This is a genomic window from Azomonas agilis (assembly GCF_007830255.1).
In the GTDB taxonomy this organism is placed as follows: domain Bacteria; phylum Pseudomonadota; class Gammaproteobacteria; order Pseudomonadales; family Pseudomonadaceae; genus Azomonas; species Azomonas agilis.
In genome coordinates this window covers 287,407-302,692 of sequence record NZ_VLKG01000001.1, presented here as the reverse complement: position 1 = coordinate 302,692, position 15,286 = coordinate 287,407, and the positions used below count along the sequence as shown (strand labels likewise).

The window sequence follows — 15,286 nt, the reverse complement described above, 5'->3', positions numbered from 1 at the left end:
GGATGGTAACTAAAGGCGTTCTCAGCGTCACCGTTTAAAGGTCGTATCTGCTGATAAAGGATTAAAGAGTAGCTGTGGGGTCGCGGGTATTTGATGGCTTGCCCAGTGCTGAATTCCCCAGGCCAAGATGCGGTGGGGTGATTCTTGCTCAAGGGCTTTCGGAGGATCTTGTCCCAACAAAGAGAGCGCTGTGACCAATAGTTGTGCCGCCGCTTGAGGCTCAATGGGTGGCGCTTGATGGCTCTTACTGAGTTTGTGTCCATCGGCTTGCATTAGCAGGGGAACGTGCAAGTACTGAGGCTGAGGTAGTTTAAGCTGCTGTTGTAAGTAAAGCTGGCGCGGCGTGGAGTCCAAAAGATCAGCGCCGCGTACAATCTGAGTAATACCCTGCCACGCATCATCAACCACTACCGCTAATTGATAGGCGAATACCTGATCCCGCCGCTGAATAATAAAATCGCCCACTTCCCGCCCTAGGTGCTGACAGAATGCTCCCTGTACGCGATCCTGAACACTAAAGCTCTGCTCGGGAACCCTTAGTCTAAGGGCTGCCTGTTGAGGAGGATATTGTCGATCACGGCAAAAACCGGGATAGGGGCCAGGATAGGCTTCCAATTGTTTGCGGGAGCAGCGGCAGAAATAGGCTAAACCCTGTTGCTGTAAGTATTCAGCGGCTTCTTGATAGGCTTTTAGGCGCTGACTTTGATAAATCACCGGCCCATCCCACTCAAAACCATAGTGCTCTAGGGTGGTTAAGATGGAGGTGGTTGCTCCGGGGACTTCGCGGGGTTTGTCTAAGTCCTCAATGCGCAGCAGCCAGTGCCCCTGAGCGGATTTAGCGTCCAGATAAGAAGCCAATGCTGCCACTAACGAGCCAAGATGCAGTGAGCCGCTAGGCGTGGGGGCAAAACGCCCCACATAGTCTGCTGGATAAGACATGCTATGGCAGATCGGGCGGCGAGACTGGGGATAACTCGCCGCACAGAGTAATCAAGATCCGACCTGTTTTTCCTTGATTTCAGCTAGGGTTTTACAGTCGATGCACAGGGTGGCTGTGGGGCGTGCTTCTAAACGGCGGATACCGATTTCAACGCCACAGGAATCACACCAGCCGTACTCGTTGTTTTCGATCAGTTGCAAGGTTTCGTCAATTTTTTTAATCAGTTTGCGTTCACGATCGCGGGCGCGCAGTTCTAGGCTGAACTCCTCTTCCTGACTGGCACGATCTGCTGGATCAGGGAAGTTAGCTGCCTCATCCTGCATATGGTGTACTGTCCGATCCACTTCCTCCATCAGCTCCTTCTTCCACTGATTGAGGATGGCGGTGAAGTGCTCGCGCATTTCGTCGCTCATGTATTCCTCGCCCTTTTTTTCCTTGTAGGGCTGAAAGCCTCGGACTAATTGAGCGTTGCTTTGACTGTCTTTGGTAATGGGCATGATGGCTGCCTCTCGCTGTGTCCATGGCGCAGTTGGGACTTGGCCCCTCATCTAGGGCTTGCCACTGCAAGCGGGGGAAATTACCAGATTGCAGATATCCATGCTACTCCAGACTTGGGCGGATCGTGCGGCATTTTTGGGCCTTTGGATAGAATCTATCCACTAATTAGGGTGTAAGAGAAGATGATGGACTCTTTATTCAGTGCGCGCAGTCAAGCCATTGAGCCTTTTCAAGTCATGGCGTTACTGGCGCGGGCTAAGGCCTTAGAGGCCGCTGGCCGTGATGTGATTCACTTAGAGATTGGTGAGCCTGACTTTCCAACGGCGGCTCCTATTATTGCGGCGGGGCAAGCGGCTTTGGCTGCTGGCCACACTCAGTATACGGCGGCTCGTGGCTTACCTGCGTTACGCCAAGCCATTGCGGATTTTTACGCGCAGCGCTATTCCGTAACCCTAAGTCCTGAGCGTATTTTGATTACCCCCGGCGGCTCTGGGGCTTTATTACTGGCCACCAGTTTATTGGTGGATCCGGGAAAACACTGGTTATTGGCTGATCCCGGTTATCCTTGCAATCGGCATTTTTTGCGCTTGGTGGAGGCGCAGGGACGGTTGGTTCCGGTAACCGCCGCCAGTCGTTATCAATTAACCCCTGATTTAGTGAATCAATATTGGTCTGAGGATTCGGTGGGTGCGCTCTTGGCCTCTCCAGCCAATCCCACAGGGACGTTGCTCTATCCCGATGAATTGGCGGCTCTGTCTAAAGCTATACGGGTAAAAGGCGGACATCTGGTGGTGGACGAGATCTACCACGGCCTTACCTACGGCGTGGAAGCAACCACAGCGCTGGCGGTGGACGATGAAGCCTTTATCTTGAATAGTTTTTCTAAGTATTTTGGTATGACGGGCTGGCGTTTGGGTTGGTTAGTGGCTCCTGAGGCGGCCATTCCTGCCTTAGAGCGTTTGGCGCAAAACCTCTACATCAGCGCTTCTACCCTTGCACAGTATGCGGCACTGGCCTGCTTTGAGCCTGAAACTTTGGCCATTTTTGAGCAGCGGCGGGCAGAGTTGGCGCGGCGGCGTGATTATTTGCTGCCTGCTTTACGGAGTCTGGGGTTTCGTATTGAGGTGGAGCCGGAAGGGGCTTTTTACCTGTATGCCGATATTAGCCATTTGGGTGGTGATGCCCAAAGCTTCTGTAACTATTTGTTGGAGACGGAGTATGTTGCTGTGACTCCGGGTTTGGATTTTGGCCAGTATCGGGCTCAACAGCATGTTCGTTTTGCCTATACCCAGAGCATTCCTCGCTTAGAGCAGGCTGTGGCGCGGATTGAGCGGGCTTTAGCCCATTGGAGTCGTTGATGGAGTTTTCCCCACCCTTAGAAGAGGCGCGCTTAATTCGGCGCTACAAGCGCTTTTTAGCCGATGTGATCACTCCTGAAGGGGAAACCCTGTGTATTCACTGTCCTAATACAGGCTCCATGTTGAACTGTATGCAGGAAGGTGGGCGGGTATGGTTTCAACGCAGCGATAAACCGGGACGTAAACTACCCGCTACTTGGGAGCTGGCTGAAACTCCGCAAGGTCGTTTGGCCTGTATCAATACTCAGCGGGCCAATACGTTGGTTGAAGAAGCCTTAACCGCAGGCTTGATTACGGAGCTGGCAGGTTTTAGCGCTTTCAAGCGCGAAGTACCCTATGGAGCCGAACGCAGTCGGGCGGATTTTCGCTTGGATTACCTTTCTGGCTCGTTATATCTGGAAGTTAAAAGCGTCACCCTAGGATTTTCTGATTCTGAGGTAGCTGCTTTTCCCGATGCTGTGACAGAGCGTGGGCAAAAGCACTTGCGCGAATTAACGCACTTGGCTTATCAGGGCGTGGGTGCAGCAGCGCTACTGTACTGCGTGTGTTTATCCGGGATGCAAGCGGTGCGGCCTGCCTTAGAGATTGATCCTAAGTACGCTCAAGCTTTGATTACCGCCCAGAGTGCCGGTGTGCGTTTATTAGCCTATGCGGTTGAGTTGTCACCTAAAGGGATGCGCATTACTAAGTCATTACCCTTAGTCTGGCCTTAATTAATGCACGTAGTAATCTCAAAAATAGGCGCAAAAATGGGGTACTACCTTGGTCGCAAGCACTCAGGGTGCGTTGAGCCCTTGGGTTGCCAAGAGTACACTGCCTCTCCCGTGGGCACTTGCTTGTCCTGAGTACAGGGCTTTGTGTCTGACATCAATGCCTTAGCCTTGGGCTGATGTGTAATCTGACGGTCTTGTCAGGCTGACCTCCAGCGTCAACCTTACCTCGTGGCTATCCCACTGGGAGACAAAGTCTGTATGCCGGTATAGGCCGGTTTAGGTTCATCGGCTGGCCGTTTTAGAGTGACAGCTTCCTTTCTTCTGTTAGGAAGCTACTGAGCTTTAAGCGGAGACTGCGATGCGGGTGGGTGGTTCAGACTACCCAAAAGCCAGCAAAATCTTCTGGCTAAACCCCTTGGGTCGTCTGGCCAAAGTGTTTCACGTAAGCTCTTGCACGCGTGAAAAATTTTTGCTGCATTCTGGGAGAAGCGTTAATGACGCAAAATAGCGAAGCGCTGGATGTGGTTCTGGTTGGAGCCGGCATCATGAGCGCTACCTTGGCGGTACTGCTCAAAGAGCTTGACCCCAGCCTTAAGCTGGAAATTGTGGAAATGCGAGACGGTGGAGCTCAAGAAAGCTCTAACCCTTGGAACAACGCAGGTACCGGTCACGCCGGTCTGTGTGAGCTCAATTACACCCCGCAAAGCGCTGATGGGTCGGTTGAAATCTCTAAAGCCGTGGCTATTAACAGCCAATTTGAGGTTTCTAAGCAATTCTGGGCCTACATGGTTGGGCGCGAAGGTTTTGATAATCCCAGTGACTTCATCAACCCCGTGCCTCATATCAGCTTTGTGCGCGGCAAGGATGTTCCCTTCCTGAAAAAGCGCCACGAGCTGCTCAGTGCTCACCATACCTTTGAGGATATGGTGTATACCGAAGACCGCAATACCATTGCGGAGTGGGCTCCCTTAATGATGCCGGGCCGTGACAGCAGTGAAGTAGTAGCGGCTACCCGTTCTGAGCGCGGTACAGACGTTAACTTTGGTGCTTTAACCCAAAAACTGCTGGATTACTTATCCAAGCAGCCCGGAGTGACCATCACTTACAGCCATAAAGTGATTGGGTTAAAGCGTCAGGGACAGGGTTGGTCGGTTAAGGTTGGTCACAGAAGCAATATTGACTCCCGCGAACTGCAAGCTAAGTTCGTTTTCCTCGGTGCCGGTGGTGGTGCTCTGCCTTTGCTGCAATTGTCCGGTATTGAGGAAGGTAAAGGCTTCGGTGGTTTCCCCGTCAGTGGCCAGTGGCTGCGCTGCGACAATCCAGAAGTGGTGAACCAGCATCAGGCTAAGGTGTACAGTCAGGCTGAAGTGGGTGCTCCCCCCATGTCTGTCCCTCATCTGGATACCCGCGTGGTGGATGGCAAAAAATCTCTGCTGTTTGGGCCTTATGCCGGATTTACCACTAAGTTCCTGAAGTTTGGTTCCTTCTTCGATCTGCCTTGCTCCATTCGTTTGGCCAACATTGGGCCGATGCTGGCGGTAGCACGCGACAATATGGATCTGACCAAGTATCTGGTGCGTGAAGTACGCCAGTCTATGGATGATCGTCTGGCCAGCCTGCGGAAGTTCTACCCACAAGCCAAAGCCGAAGACTGGAAACTGGCCATTGCCGGTCAGCGCGTTCAGATCATCAAGAAAGATGAGAAGAAAGGTGGCGTTCTACAGTTTGGTACTGAGCTGGTAGCAGCTAAAGATGGCACCATTGCTGCCTTGTTGGGCGCGTCTCCAGGTGCTTCTGTTACCGTACCCATTATGCTGGGCCTGATTGAGCGTTGCTTCCCTGAGCGTTACAAGTCGGCAGACTGGACAGCCAAACTGGGCGAAATCTTCCAAGCGCGTGAAAAACAACTGCAAACCGATGCTGATGCCTACCGTACTGTAGCTAAGCAATCCGCAGAGCGTTTGGGCTTGGCCGGTTAATTTCTACCGCTGTTGCCGTCAACTGTTCCTCGCTTAGGCGGGGAACAGTCGTTTTAGGGAGGGTTATTTTTTTAGATTGCCCGCGTGTAAACCACACTCTTTGTGGGTCGCTTCCTCCCACCACCAACGGCCTTCGCGTTCGTGTTGATTGGGTAGTACCGGGCGGGTGCAAGGCTCGCAACCGATACTGATGTAGCCGCGCTCATGCAGCGGGTTATAGGGAATTTCCAACATGCGGATGTAGCCCCAGACTTCTTCGCTGCTCATCTGTGCCAGTGGGTTGAATTTATACAGCGGGCGTTCTGGGCTGGAGAAGGCGGTGTCTAGCTCTAAGGCCGCGACCTGACTGCGCGTACCGGGGCTTTGGTCACGACGCTGGCCGGTCGCCCAAGCGCGAACAGTGGATAGTTTACGGCGCAGGGGCTCAATTTTACGCACGCCGCAGCATTCGCCATGACCGTCACGGTAGAAGCTGAACAGGCCTTTTTCGCGTACAAAGGGCTCTAGGCGCTGTGCATCGGGGCTCATGATTTCGATGGGCAGCTTGTAATGCTCGCGTACCTGCTCAATAAAACGATAGGTTTCGCTGTGCAGGCGGCCGGTATCCAGACTGAATACCTTGACGTTCTTATTCAGCTTCCACGCCATATCCACCAGCACCACATCTTCGGCACCACTGAACGACAGCCAAAGGTCATCCCCAAAGTGCTCAAAGGCCAGTTTTAGAATGTCTTGTGGCGAACGGTCGGCATAGGCAGCGGCGAGGCTGTCCACATCAAAGGCTGTGGTCATGGCGGTCTCTTCTATGGGCTTAAATCACGGAACCGCGATCTTAAGCCCCTTTGCCTATGCTTGAGAATCGCTCCAAAGCCTTTGATCAAAAGAAGGAGCACTTTAGGTAAAAAGGCAGGGTAATTCATTCGGGCCTGCTTTACCTGCTGCTGCTAACCGCTCATCCCGTGCATCGCGCAGCATGGAGTTTAGGTTGCGCTCAATATTTTGGCAGATGGTTTCGGTTTGAATGCGTAACTCGCTGTCGTGGAAGGGATTTTGCAAATGCGTACCTACGGTTTCAATGGCCAACAGCATATAGCCCACTACCGTGGACACAAGGGGGGTAAACCAGTGCAGGGTCTCTACCAAGCCAATGGGCACAATGATGCAGAATAGAGTGATAAAAAAGCGCGGAAAGTAGACGTAGGGGAAGGGCAGTGGCGTGTTAGCAATGCGCTCCATGCCGCCTTGACAGTTGGACAGCTCCACCATCGTCGACTCAAGGCGTGCGAGACGAATGCTATCTAGGCGGCCTTCTTTGTATTCTTGAACCAACAAAGCGGCGGAAGTCGTCAGTAGGTCATTGGGGAAATTATTGGTCTGATCGCTGCGCGCCTGCTCTTGCCAGTCGATCAGCTCCCGGATGTCTGTAGGGCAGGGTTCGCCCCTTAGATGGGCGGAGAGGCTTTTTAAGTAGGCCAGATGGCGCTTGAGCAACAGAGGCTTAACGGGGTTGAGACCGTCCTGTGGATCGTCAATCAGGGTGAGGACTTGGCGGGCATAGCTGCGGGAATAGTTAGTCATACCGCCCCACAGGGTACGTGCCTCCCACCAGCGGTTATAGGCGCTGGTGTTACGAAAACTGATCAGAACCACCAGTGCCGAACCCATCAGGGTAACGGGCATCGAGGGTAGGCTGTAGGTAGGGTCAAGAACCAGCATGTAGTAGGCGGTGACAAAAATATCCCACAGCAGCAGCCAAAACAGTGACCAGCCCACATAGGTGAGGGTGGTAAAGAGAAACGGCGGTTTGGGGCTCATGATTCGAGACACGGGGTCATCCTGAGTAAGTGACTGAATGGGGCGTTGTTCAGTAGTAGGTCGTACAGGCTCAGCGACTCGTTAGGCGTTCTTCCTTTATAAAATAGACACCACATCATGAGTCAAATTCCTAAGCCAGAGCCTAGCCGCTTTTTTGACGGGCACATGAAAGGGAGCGGCGGTTGCGTTGGCTAAGGCTTGTGGTTAGAGTGCCGCCTTCTCTATCTGCCTGAGGATGTGTTCGTGGAAATCGCCTGTCTCGACCTAGAAGGGGTACTGGTTCCGGAAATCTGGATCGCTTTTGCCGAGAAAACCGGCATCGAATCCCTGCGTGCGACCACCCGCGATATTCCCGATTACGATGTGCTGATGAAGCAACGCCTGCGCATTCTGGATGAGCACGGCCTTAAGCTGAAAGACATTCAGGATGTGATCGCCACCCTGAAACCCTTGGACGGTGCGGTGGAGTTTGTGGATTGGCTGCGCGAGCGCTTCCAAGTGGTGATTCTCTCCGACACCTTCTACGAGTTCTCCCAGCCTTTGATGCGTCAACTAGGCTTCCCGACGCTGCTGTGCCATCGTCTGATTACCGATGACAGCGATCGCGTGGTGGATTACCAACTGCGCCAGAAAGATCCCAAGCGTCAATCCGTGATTTCTTTTAAGAGCCTCTACTATCGCGTGATTGCGGCGGGTGACTCCTACAACGACACCACCATGCTCAGCGAAGCCCATGCCGGCATCCTGTTCCATGCACCGGAAAACGTGATCCGCGAATTCCCGCAGTTCCCCGCCGTGCATACTTATGAAGATCTGAAACAGGAATTCATCAAGGCCTCCAACCGTAAGTTGAGCCTGTAAGTATTTAAAGCTGCTCCAAGGTTTGCATCAAGACGCGAACCTTGGTTAGCGACTCTTGGTATTCGGCCTCTGCTTCCGAATCCATCACGATGCCACCGCCGCCCCAGCAGTGGACTTGGCCTTGCTTGAAGATCAGGCTGCGGATGGCGATGGAGCTGTCCATTTCTCCCCGCACATCCACATACAGCAGCGAGCCGCAGTAGAGTTGGCGGCGGCAAGGCTCCAGCTCGTCGATGATTTGCATGGCGCGGATTTTCGGCGCGCCGGTGATAGAACCACCGGGAAAACTACCAGCCAGTAAATCCAGCGCATCTTTACCTTCGGCTAGCGCGCCGGTCACGCTGCTGACCAGATGGTGCACGTTGGGGTAGCTTTCAATGGCGAACAGTTCCGGCACGCGGATGCTACCAATCTGACAACTGCGCCCTAAATCATTGCGCAGCAAATCCACAATCATCAGGTTTTCCGCGCGGTCTTTGAGGCTATCTTTAAGCTGTTGAATCTCCGCTTGATCGTGCTCTATCGCTGCTCTGCGGGGGCGTGTGCCTTTAATAGGGCGGGCCTCCACCTGTCCTTGGCTGACTTTTAAAAAGCGCTCCGGCGATAGGCTGGCGATGGCGGTATCTTCCCATGCCATATAAGCGGCAAAGGGCGTGGGGCAAGCCTGACGTAGGGCCTGATACGCCAGCCAAGGGTCGCCTTGGTAGGTGGCGCGGAAACGTTGGGTAAAGTTCACCTGATAACAGTCACCGGCCTGAATGTAATCCTGAATCCGGGCGATGGCTTGTTGATAAGTCTCGGGTGACAGTTCAGGGGTAAAGGCTGTCGACAATTTAAACGAACCACAGGCAGCAGTAGGTTCATCTTGGACAAACAAGGCTTGGATACAGGCTTGCTCCCCCCGCGAAAAGGCGGGATGGAACATTAAATAGCTCCGCTGTTGCTGGTGATCGCTGATTAAGGCCCAGCCGTAAAGTCCCAACCGTGCATCCGGTAGGCCGATGTCATCCATCGCCTGTTGCGGCAAGTGCTCCAAGCGTTGGCCAAAGTCGTAACTGAGCATCCCCATCAAACCGCCTGCAAAGGGCAAGGGTTGATCCTGTTCGGCCACCGCTGTGGGCCCCAAACGCTCTAAGGCTTGGCGCAGACGTTGAAAAAAAGCCGATCCCCTTTCTTGAGGTTTGGGTTCTAGGGTTTCTATGGGCCAAGCACTCATCAGATCGAAGCGCCCACGATAGGCTTTAGGCTGGCCTGCATCCAGCAGTATGGCACCCTGCGCGTGGCGGATCAGATCAAAGCGGCGGCTAGGATCTGCTTCGTAGGCCAGAGGGAAGCAGCGAACCAAAGGTAGGGCATCGGCAGGGAGAGTGGACATGCCCGGAAAGCTCCTGAACAAGCGGGGCGATTTAGGTGCGGGTTGGGATTCTAGCACGCTCATTGCGTATTGAGGGGTTGAAGTATTTAGGTAGCTATCTTACAAAGTGTCGACAATAGTCTATGTAGTGTTGACCAAATTCACTACTTAACCTATTTTCTAGCCAAGCAAATAGATAAGTGTCGACAATCAAGATGAGCCAGCCCGGACAGATTGTTCAAATTCAAGAGGAAGAGGGCGGAACCCTGTCAGAACAGGTTTTTCGTCAGATTCAAAGTGCGATTGTCCGGGGCGAGATTCCACCGGGCGCCAAAATCTCCGAGCCAGAGCTGGCGCGCACCTACGGCATTAGTCGTGGCCCGCTGCGTGAAGCGATTCATCGTTTAGAAGGCCAGAAACTGCTGGTGCGTGTTCCCCATGTGGGCGCACGAGTAGTGTCTCTGTCCCACGCTGAATTGATTGAGCTGTACGAAATCCGCGAATCCTTAGAAGGCATGGCTTGCCGTCTCGCGGCTGAGCGCATGACCCCCCAAGACATCGATGAGTTGCGCCGGGTATTGGATACCCACGAGCGTGACGAGGCCTTCCGTGCGGGCGTGGGTTACTACCAGCAGGAAGGGGACTTCGACTTCCATTACCGAATTATTCAAGGCTGTGGCAACACAACATTGGCCCGGATGCTGTGCGGCGAGCTGTATCAGCTGGTGCGCATGTACCGCATCCAATACTCCACCACGCCCAATCGGCCCCGCCAAGCCTTTAACGAGCACCACCGTATTCTCGATGCCATTGCCGAGGGCGATGCCGAACTGGCAGAGCTGCTAATGCGCCGCCACATCGCAGCCTCACGGCGTAACGTCGAGCGTCATCTTCAAAGCAAGCAGAACACCCCCAAAACCCGAGGTGAAGCATGAGTAATATCTCCGCCGGCCAGCGTTTCCGCGATGCCGTTGCTGCCGAACATCCGCTGCAAGTAGTCGGCGCGATTAACGCAAACCACGCTTTGCTGGCCAAGCGTGCCGGTTTCAAAGCCATCTACCTGTCGGGTGGCGGTGTGGCGGCGGGCTCTCTGGGTCTGCCGGATCTGGGCATCACCGGTCTGGATGACGTACTGACCGACGTACGCCGCATCACCGACGTCTGCGATCTGCCTTTGCTGGTGGACGTGGATACGGGCTTCGGTTCCTCAGCCTTCAACGTCGCCCGTACCGTTAAGTCCATGATCAAGTTTGGCGCGGCTGCCATCCACATCGAAGACCAAGTGGGTGCCAAGCGTTGCGGCCACCGTCCGAATAAAGAAATCGTCTCTCTGCAAGAGATGATCGACCGCGTGAAAGCCGCTGTCGATGCCCGTACCGATGACAGCTTCGTCATCATGGCGCGTACCGATGCGCTGGCGGTTGAGGGTCTGAACTCCGCTCTGGATCGCGCCGCCGCCTGCATTGAAGCCGGTGCGGACATGATCTTCCCCGAAGCCATCACCGAACTGCCGATGTACAAAACCTTTGCCGACCGTGTGAAGGCGCCGATTCTGGCCAACATCACCGAGTTTGGTGCGACTCCGCTGTACACCACTGAAGAACTGGCTTCTGTGGACGTATCGCTGGTGCTCTATCCGCTGTCCGCCTTCCGCGCCATGAACAAGGCTGCTGAGAACGTCTACACCGCCCTGCGCCGTGACGGTACTCAGAAGAATGTGATCGACACCATGCAAACCCGTATGGAGCTGTACGATCGCATCAACTACCACGCGTTTGAGCAGCACCTCGACGCGTTGTTTGCTGCGGGCAAGAAGTAATCACAGTAACCGGCCTAGGTTCGTCTGTGCAGGGCGAGCCTAGGGGAAAACAAAGACAACTATTCAACCGGATTAGGAATTCAAGCGATGAGCACTACTGAAACCACCAGCGTTGGCTTCAAGCCGAAAAAGTCCGTAGCCCTGAGCGGCACTGCTGCCGGTAATACCGCTCTGTGTACCGTCGGTCGCAGCGGTAATGACCTGCATTACCGTGGCTACGACATTCTCGACTTTGCTACCACCTGTGAGTTCGAGGAAATCGCCCACCTGCTGGTCCATGGCAAGCTGCCCAATCTGGCCGAACTGAACGGCTACAAAGCCAAGCTCAAGGCGCTGCGTGGCCTGCCCGCTGGCGTTAAGGCCGCTCTGGAACAACTGCCGCCTTCGGCCCATCCGATGGATGTGATGCGTACCGGCGTATCGGTACTCGGCTGCCTGTCGCCTGAGAAAGACGACCACAACCATCCCGGTGCCCGCGACATCGCCGACAAGCTGATGGCCTGCTTGGGCTCCATGCTGCTGTACTGGTACCACTTCAGCCACAACGGCAAGCGCATCGACGTAGAAACTGACGACGATTCCATCGGTGGTCACTTCCTGCACCTGCTGCACGGCAAAAAGCCCAGCGAATCTTGGGTACGTGCCATGCACACCTCCCTGATTCTGTATGCAGAGCACGAGTTCAACGCCTCTACCTTCACCTCTCGCGTGATTTCCGGTACGGGCTCAGACATGTTCTCTTGCATCACCGGCGCCATTGGTGCCCTGCGTGGTCCAAAACACGGCGGTGCCAACGAAGTCGCCTTCGAGATCCAGAAGCGCTACGACAATCCGGAAGAAGCCGAAGCCGACATCCGCGCCCGCGTTGAGCGCAAAGAAGTGGTGATTGGCTTTGGCCATCCGGTGTACACCGTTGCTGACCCACGCAACAAGGTGATCAAAGAGGTCGCCCGCGAGCTGAGCGTCGAGCAAAACAACACCAAGATGTACGACATTGCCGAACGTCTGGAAAGCGTGATGTGGGAAGTCAAAAAGATGTTCCCCAATCTCGATTGGTTCAGCGCGGTCAGCTACCACATGATGGGCGTACCCACGGCCATGTTCACCCCGCTGTTTGTGATCGCCCGTACTTCCGGCTGGTCCTCTCACGTTATTGAGCAGCGCGTTGATGGCAAGATCATTCGTCCGAGCGCCAATTATGTTGGCCCGGAAAACCTCAAATTCGTTCCGCTCCGGGAGCGCCTGTAACAATGAACACTGAATACCGTAAGTCTCTGCCCGGTTCTGCCTTAGATTACTTCGACACCCGTGCGGCGGTTGAAGCCATCCAGCCCGGAGCCTATGACAAGCTGCCCTACACCTCGCGTGTACTGGCCGAGCAATTGGTACGTCGCTGTGAGCCAGCGGCGCTGACCGATTCCTTGAAGCAAATCATCGAAGGCAAGCGCGATCTGGACTTTCCTTGGTATCCCGCGCGTGTGGTGTGCCATGACATTCTGGGCCAAACCGCGCTGGTGGATCTGGCCGGTCTGCGTGATGCCATTGCGGACCAAGGCGGCGATCCGTCCAAGGTCAACCCCGTAGTGCCCACGCAGTTGATCGTGGACCACTCCTTGGCCGTTGAAGCGCCCGGTTTTGATCCAGAAGCCTTCGAGAAAAACCGCGCCATCGAAGACCGTCGCAACGAGGATCGCTTCCACTTCATCGAGTGGACGAAAACCGCGTTCAAAAACGTGGACGTGATCCCCGCTGGTAACGGCATCATGCACCAAATCAACTTGGAGAAAATGTCTCCAGTGATTCAGGCGCGTGAAGGTGTGGCCTTCCCCGATACCTGCGTTGGTACCGACTCCCACACCCCACATGTGGACGCGCTGGGCGTGATCGCCATCGGCGTGGGCGGTCTGGAAGCGGAAACCGTAATGCTCGGCCATCCGTCCATGATGCGTCTGCCCGACATCGTCGGCGTGAAGCTGACTGGCCAACGCAAACCCGGCATCACCGCTACCGACATCGTGTTGGCGCTGACCGAGTTCCTGCGTAAAGAGCGCGTGGTCGGTGCCTATGTGGAGTTCTTTGGTGAGGGCGCGGACAGCCTGTCCATCGGCGACCGTGCGACCATCTCCAACATGTGCCCTGAGTACGGCGCGACGGCGGCGATGTTCTACATCGACCAGCAAACCATCGACTACCTCAAGCTGACTGGTCGTGAGCCGGAGCAAGTCGCCTTGGTGGAAAACTACGCCAAGACCACCGGTCTTTGGGCCGATGCGCTGAAAACCGCTGTGTATGAGCGTGTGCTGAGCTTCGACCTGTCCACCGTTGTGCGTAACATGGCTGGCCCGTCTAACCCGCACAAGCGTCTGCCGACTTCGGCACTGCACGAACGTGGCATCGCTGACGAAGCCAAACTGGCCGCTGCCAAGGCCGAAGAGGCCAAGGGTCTGCTGCCTGATGGCGCGGTGATCATCGCCGCCATCACCAGCTGCACTAATACCTCCAACCCACGCAACGTCGTGGCGGCCGGTTTGCTGGCTAAGAAAGCCAATGCGCTGGGTCTGGTGCGTAAGCCTTGGGTGAAGACCTCCTTCGCCCCCGGCTCTAAAGTGGCCAAGCTGTATTTGGAAGAAGCCGGCCTGCTGCACGAGTTGGAGCAACTGGGCTTCGGTATCGTGGCCTATGCCTGCACCACCTGTAACGGTATGTCCGGTGCGCTGGATCCGGTGATTCAGCAAGAAATCATCGACCGTGACCTGTACGCCACCGCCGTGCTGTCCGGTAACCGTAACTTCGATGGCCGTATCCACCCGTACGCTAAGCAAGCCTTCTTGGCTTCGCCGCCGCTGGTGGTTGCCTACGCCATTGCCGGTACTGTGCGCTTCGACATCGAAAAAGACGTGCTGGGCACCGACAAGAACGGCAACCCCATCACCCTGAAAGACCTGTGGCCGAGCGATGAAGAAATCGACGCACTGGTGAAAACCAGCGTGAAGCCGGAGCAGTTCCATCAGATCTACATCCCGATGTTCGATCTGGGCACCGTGGAAGAGGCCAAGTCGCCGCTGTACGACTGGCGTCCCATGTCCACCTACATCCGTCGTCCGCCCTACTGGGAAGGTGCGTTGGCCGGTGAGCGTACTCTGAAAGGCATGCGTCCTCTGGCCGTACTGCCCGACAACATCACCACCGACCACCTGTCGCCCTCCAACGCCATTCTGTTGGACTCTGCTGCGGGTGAGTACTTGGCCAAGATGGGCTTGCCGGAGGAAGACTTCAACTCCTACGCCACCCACCGTGGTGACCACCTGACCGCCCAACGCGCCACCTTCGCCAACCCTCAGTTGGTGAACGAAATGGCCGTGGTCAATGGCGAAGTGAAGAAGGGTTCTTTAGCGCGCGTTGAGCCAGAAGGCAAAGTGATGCGCATGTGGGAAGCCATCGAAACCTACATGAACCGCAAACAGCCACTGATCATCGTTGCTGGCGCGGATTATGGCCAAGGTTCTTCGCGTGACTGGGCCGCCAAAGGCGTGCGTCTGGCCGGTGTTGAAGCCATCGCCGCAGAAGGTTTTGAGCGTATCCACCGCACCAACTTGGTGGGCATGGGCGTGTTGCCGCTGGAGTTCAAACCCGGCGTTAACCGCAAAACCCTGAACATTGATGGTACCGAAACCTACGATGTGAAGGGCGACATCTCCCCTCGTTGCGACCTGACTCTGGTCATCACCCGTAAAAACGGTGAAGTGGTGGAAGTGCCCATGACCTGCCGTCTGGATACCGCAGCGGAAGTCAGCGTTTATAAAGCAGGCGGTGTACTGCAACGCTTTGCCAAGGACTTCCTCGGCCAAGCCTAACCGTCAACGCGCGGCCTGATCCAAGGGTCGCGCGTTCCTTTTTTGGGGCTGCCCCCTCTCTAGTGGCCCCTTTTTTTACATGAGGATCCACGCTC

General features: G+C 55.2%; 13 protein-coding genes. 8 read left to right on the top strand and 5 right to left on the bottom strand.

Going from position 1 to position 15,286, the window contains the following annotated elements:
- Nucleotides 1–27: 27 nt before the first annotated feature.
- Nucleotides 28–939: a tRNA glutamyl-Q(34) synthetase GluQRS gene (gene gluQRS / locus LX59_RS01360; RefSeq protein WP_144570035.1), complete on the bottom strand. Its 912-nt coding sequence runs from the start codon at nucleotides 937–939 to the stop codon at nucleotides 28–30.
- Between the two features lie 51 nt (nucleotides 940–990).
- On the bottom strand, nucleotides 991–1,437 hold the full coding sequence (gene dksA / locus LX59_RS01355; protein WP_144570034.1) for an RNA polymerase-binding protein DksA: 447 nt from the start codon (nucleotides 1,435–1,437) through the stop codon (nucleotides 991–993).
- Between the two features lie 186 nt (nucleotides 1,438–1,623).
- On the opposite strand from dksA, the gene LX59_RS01350 reads away from it, so the two are divergent.
- From LX59_RS01350 to mqo, 3 genes are all read left to right on the top strand, one after another.
- Nucleotides 1,624–2,796, top strand: coding sequence for a pyridoxal phosphate-dependent aminotransferase (locus LX59_RS01350; RefSeq protein WP_144570242.1), 1,173 nt, complete (start codon nucleotides 1,624–1,626; stop codon nucleotides 2,794–2,796).
- Entirely contained in the window at nucleotides 2,796–3,509 is a 714-nt protein-coding gene (gene sfsA, locus LX59_RS01345; protein ID WP_144570033.1) for a DNA/RNA nuclease SfsA, read from the top strand. The genes LX59_RS01350 and sfsA overlap by 1 nt, the downstream gene beginning before the upstream one ends.
- A gap of 494 nt (nucleotides 3,510–4,003) precedes the next feature.
- Nucleotides 4,004–5,488, top strand: a complete 1,485-nt coding sequence (gene mqo / locus LX59_RS01340) for a malate dehydrogenase (quinone) (protein ID WP_144570032.1) — start codon at nucleotides 4,004–4,006, stop codon at nucleotides 5,486–5,488.
- A gap of 63 nt (nucleotides 5,489–5,551) precedes the next feature.
- On the opposite strand, the gene LX59_RS01335 is transcribed toward mqo, so the two are convergent.
- Together LX59_RS01335 and LX59_RS01330 are read right to left on the bottom strand one after the other, a co-directional pair.
- Nucleotides 5,552–6,280 (bottom strand): phosphoadenylyl-sulfate reductase, encoded by a 729-nt coding sequence (locus tag LX59_RS01335; RefSeq protein WP_144570031.1) that lies wholly within the window; start codon nucleotides 6,278–6,280, stop codon nucleotides 5,552–5,554.
- A 102-nt stretch (nucleotides 6,281–6,382) separates the two neighbouring features.
- A complete protein-coding gene (locus LX59_RS01330; RefSeq protein ID WP_144570241.1) occupies nucleotides 6,383–7,303 on the bottom strand; it encodes a bestrophin family protein in 921 nt (306 codons plus the stop codon).
- Between the two features lie 243 nt (nucleotides 7,304–7,546).
- Between LX59_RS01330 and thrH the strand changes: the two genes are divergently transcribed.
- Nucleotides 7,547–8,164 carry a bifunctional phosphoserine phosphatase/homoserine phosphotransferase ThrH gene (gene thrH / locus LX59_RS01325; protein ID WP_144570030.1) on the top strand — a complete coding sequence of 206 codons (618 nt, stop codon included), beginning with the start codon at nucleotides 7,547–7,549 and terminating at the stop codon, nucleotides 8,162–8,164.
- Nucleotides 8,165–8,168: 4 nt separating this feature from the next.
- Here the strand turns inward: thrH and pabB are convergent, their stop codons facing one another.
- Nucleotides 8,169–9,539 (bottom strand): aminodeoxychorismate synthase component I, encoded by a 1,371-nt coding sequence (gene pabB, locus LX59_RS01320; RefSeq protein ID WP_144570029.1) that lies wholly within the window; start codon nucleotides 9,537–9,539, stop codon nucleotides 8,169–8,171.
- 194 nt (nucleotides 9,540–9,733) lie between these two features.
- Between pabB and LX59_RS01315 the strand changes: the two genes are divergently transcribed.
- From LX59_RS01315 to acnD, 4 genes are all read left to right on the top strand, one after another.
- Nucleotides 9,734–10,453, top strand: a complete 720-nt coding sequence (locus LX59_RS01315) for a GntR family transcriptional regulator (RefSeq protein WP_144570240.1) — start codon at nucleotides 9,734–9,736, stop codon at nucleotides 10,451–10,453.
- Nucleotides 10,450–11,337, top strand: coding sequence for a methylisocitrate lyase (prpB, locus tag LX59_RS01310; RefSeq protein ID WP_144570028.1), 888 nt, complete (start codon nucleotides 10,450–10,452; stop codon nucleotides 11,335–11,337). Before LX59_RS01315 ends, prpB begins: the two co-directional genes overlap by 4 nt.
- 87 nt (nucleotides 11,338–11,424) lie before the next feature.
- The gene (gene prpC / locus LX59_RS01305; protein ID WP_144570027.1) at nucleotides 11,425–12,585 is read left to right on the top strand and encodes a bifunctional 2-methylcitrate synthase/citrate synthase; all 1,161 of its coding nucleotides are present in this window, start codon (nucleotides 11,425–11,427) and stop codon (nucleotides 12,583–12,585) included.
- Nucleotides 12,586–12,587: 2 nt separating this feature from the next.
- Nucleotides 12,588–15,191 (top strand): Fe/S-dependent 2-methylisocitrate dehydratase AcnD, encoded by a 2,604-nt coding sequence (acnD, locus tag LX59_RS01300; RefSeq protein ID WP_144570026.1) that lies wholly within the window; start codon nucleotides 12,588–12,590, stop codon nucleotides 15,189–15,191.
- Nucleotides 15,192–15,286 lie beyond the last annotated feature (95 nt).

What these genes read in the sequence shown, in the direction of transcription:
- prpB (WP_144570028.1), top strand. Translation starts at nt 10,450, where the DNA reads ATGAGTAATATCTCCGCCGGCCAGCGTTTCCGCGATGCCGTTGCTGCC.
- gluQRS (WP_144570035.1), bottom strand. Translation starts at nt 939, where the DNA reads ATGTCTTATCCAGCAGACTATGTGGGGCGTTTTGCCCCCACGCCTAGC.
- dksA (WP_144570034.1), bottom strand. Translation starts at nt 1,437, where the DNA reads ATGCCCATTACCAAAGACAGTCAAAGCAACGCTCAATTAGTCCGAGGC.
- LX59_RS01350 (WP_144570242.1), top strand. Translation starts at nt 1,624, where the DNA reads ATGGACTCTTTATTCAGTGCGCGCAGTCAAGCCATTGAGCCTTTTCAA.
- LX59_RS01330 (WP_144570241.1), bottom strand. Translation starts at nt 7,303, where the DNA reads ATGAGCCCCAAACCGCCGTTTCTCTTTACCACCCTCACCTATGTGGGC.
- prpC (WP_144570027.1), top strand. Translation starts at nt 11,425, where the DNA reads ATGAGCACTACTGAAACCACCAGCGTTGGCTTCAAGCCGAAAAAGTCC.
- pabB (WP_144570029.1), bottom strand. Translation starts at nt 9,539, where the DNA reads ATGTCCACTCTCCCTGCCGATGCCCTACCTTTGGTTCGCTGCTTCCCT.
- LX59_RS01315 (WP_144570240.1), top strand. Translation starts at nt 9,734, where the DNA reads ATGAGCCAGCCCGGACAGATTGTTCAAATTCAAGAGGAAGAGGGCGGA.
- mqo (WP_144570032.1), top strand. Translation starts at nt 4,004, where the DNA reads ATGACGCAAAATAGCGAAGCGCTGGATGTGGTTCTGGTTGGAGCCGGC.
- acnD (WP_144570026.1), top strand. Translation starts at nt 12,588, where the DNA reads ATGAACACTGAATACCGTAAGTCTCTGCCCGGTTCTGCCTTAGATTAC.
- sfsA (WP_144570033.1), top strand. Translation starts at nt 2,796, where the DNA reads ATGGAGTTTTCCCCACCCTTAGAAGAGGCGCGCTTAATTCGGCGCTAC.
- LX59_RS01335 (WP_144570031.1), bottom strand. Translation starts at nt 6,280, where the DNA reads ATGACCACAGCCTTTGATGTGGACAGCCTCGCCGCTGCCTATGCCGAC.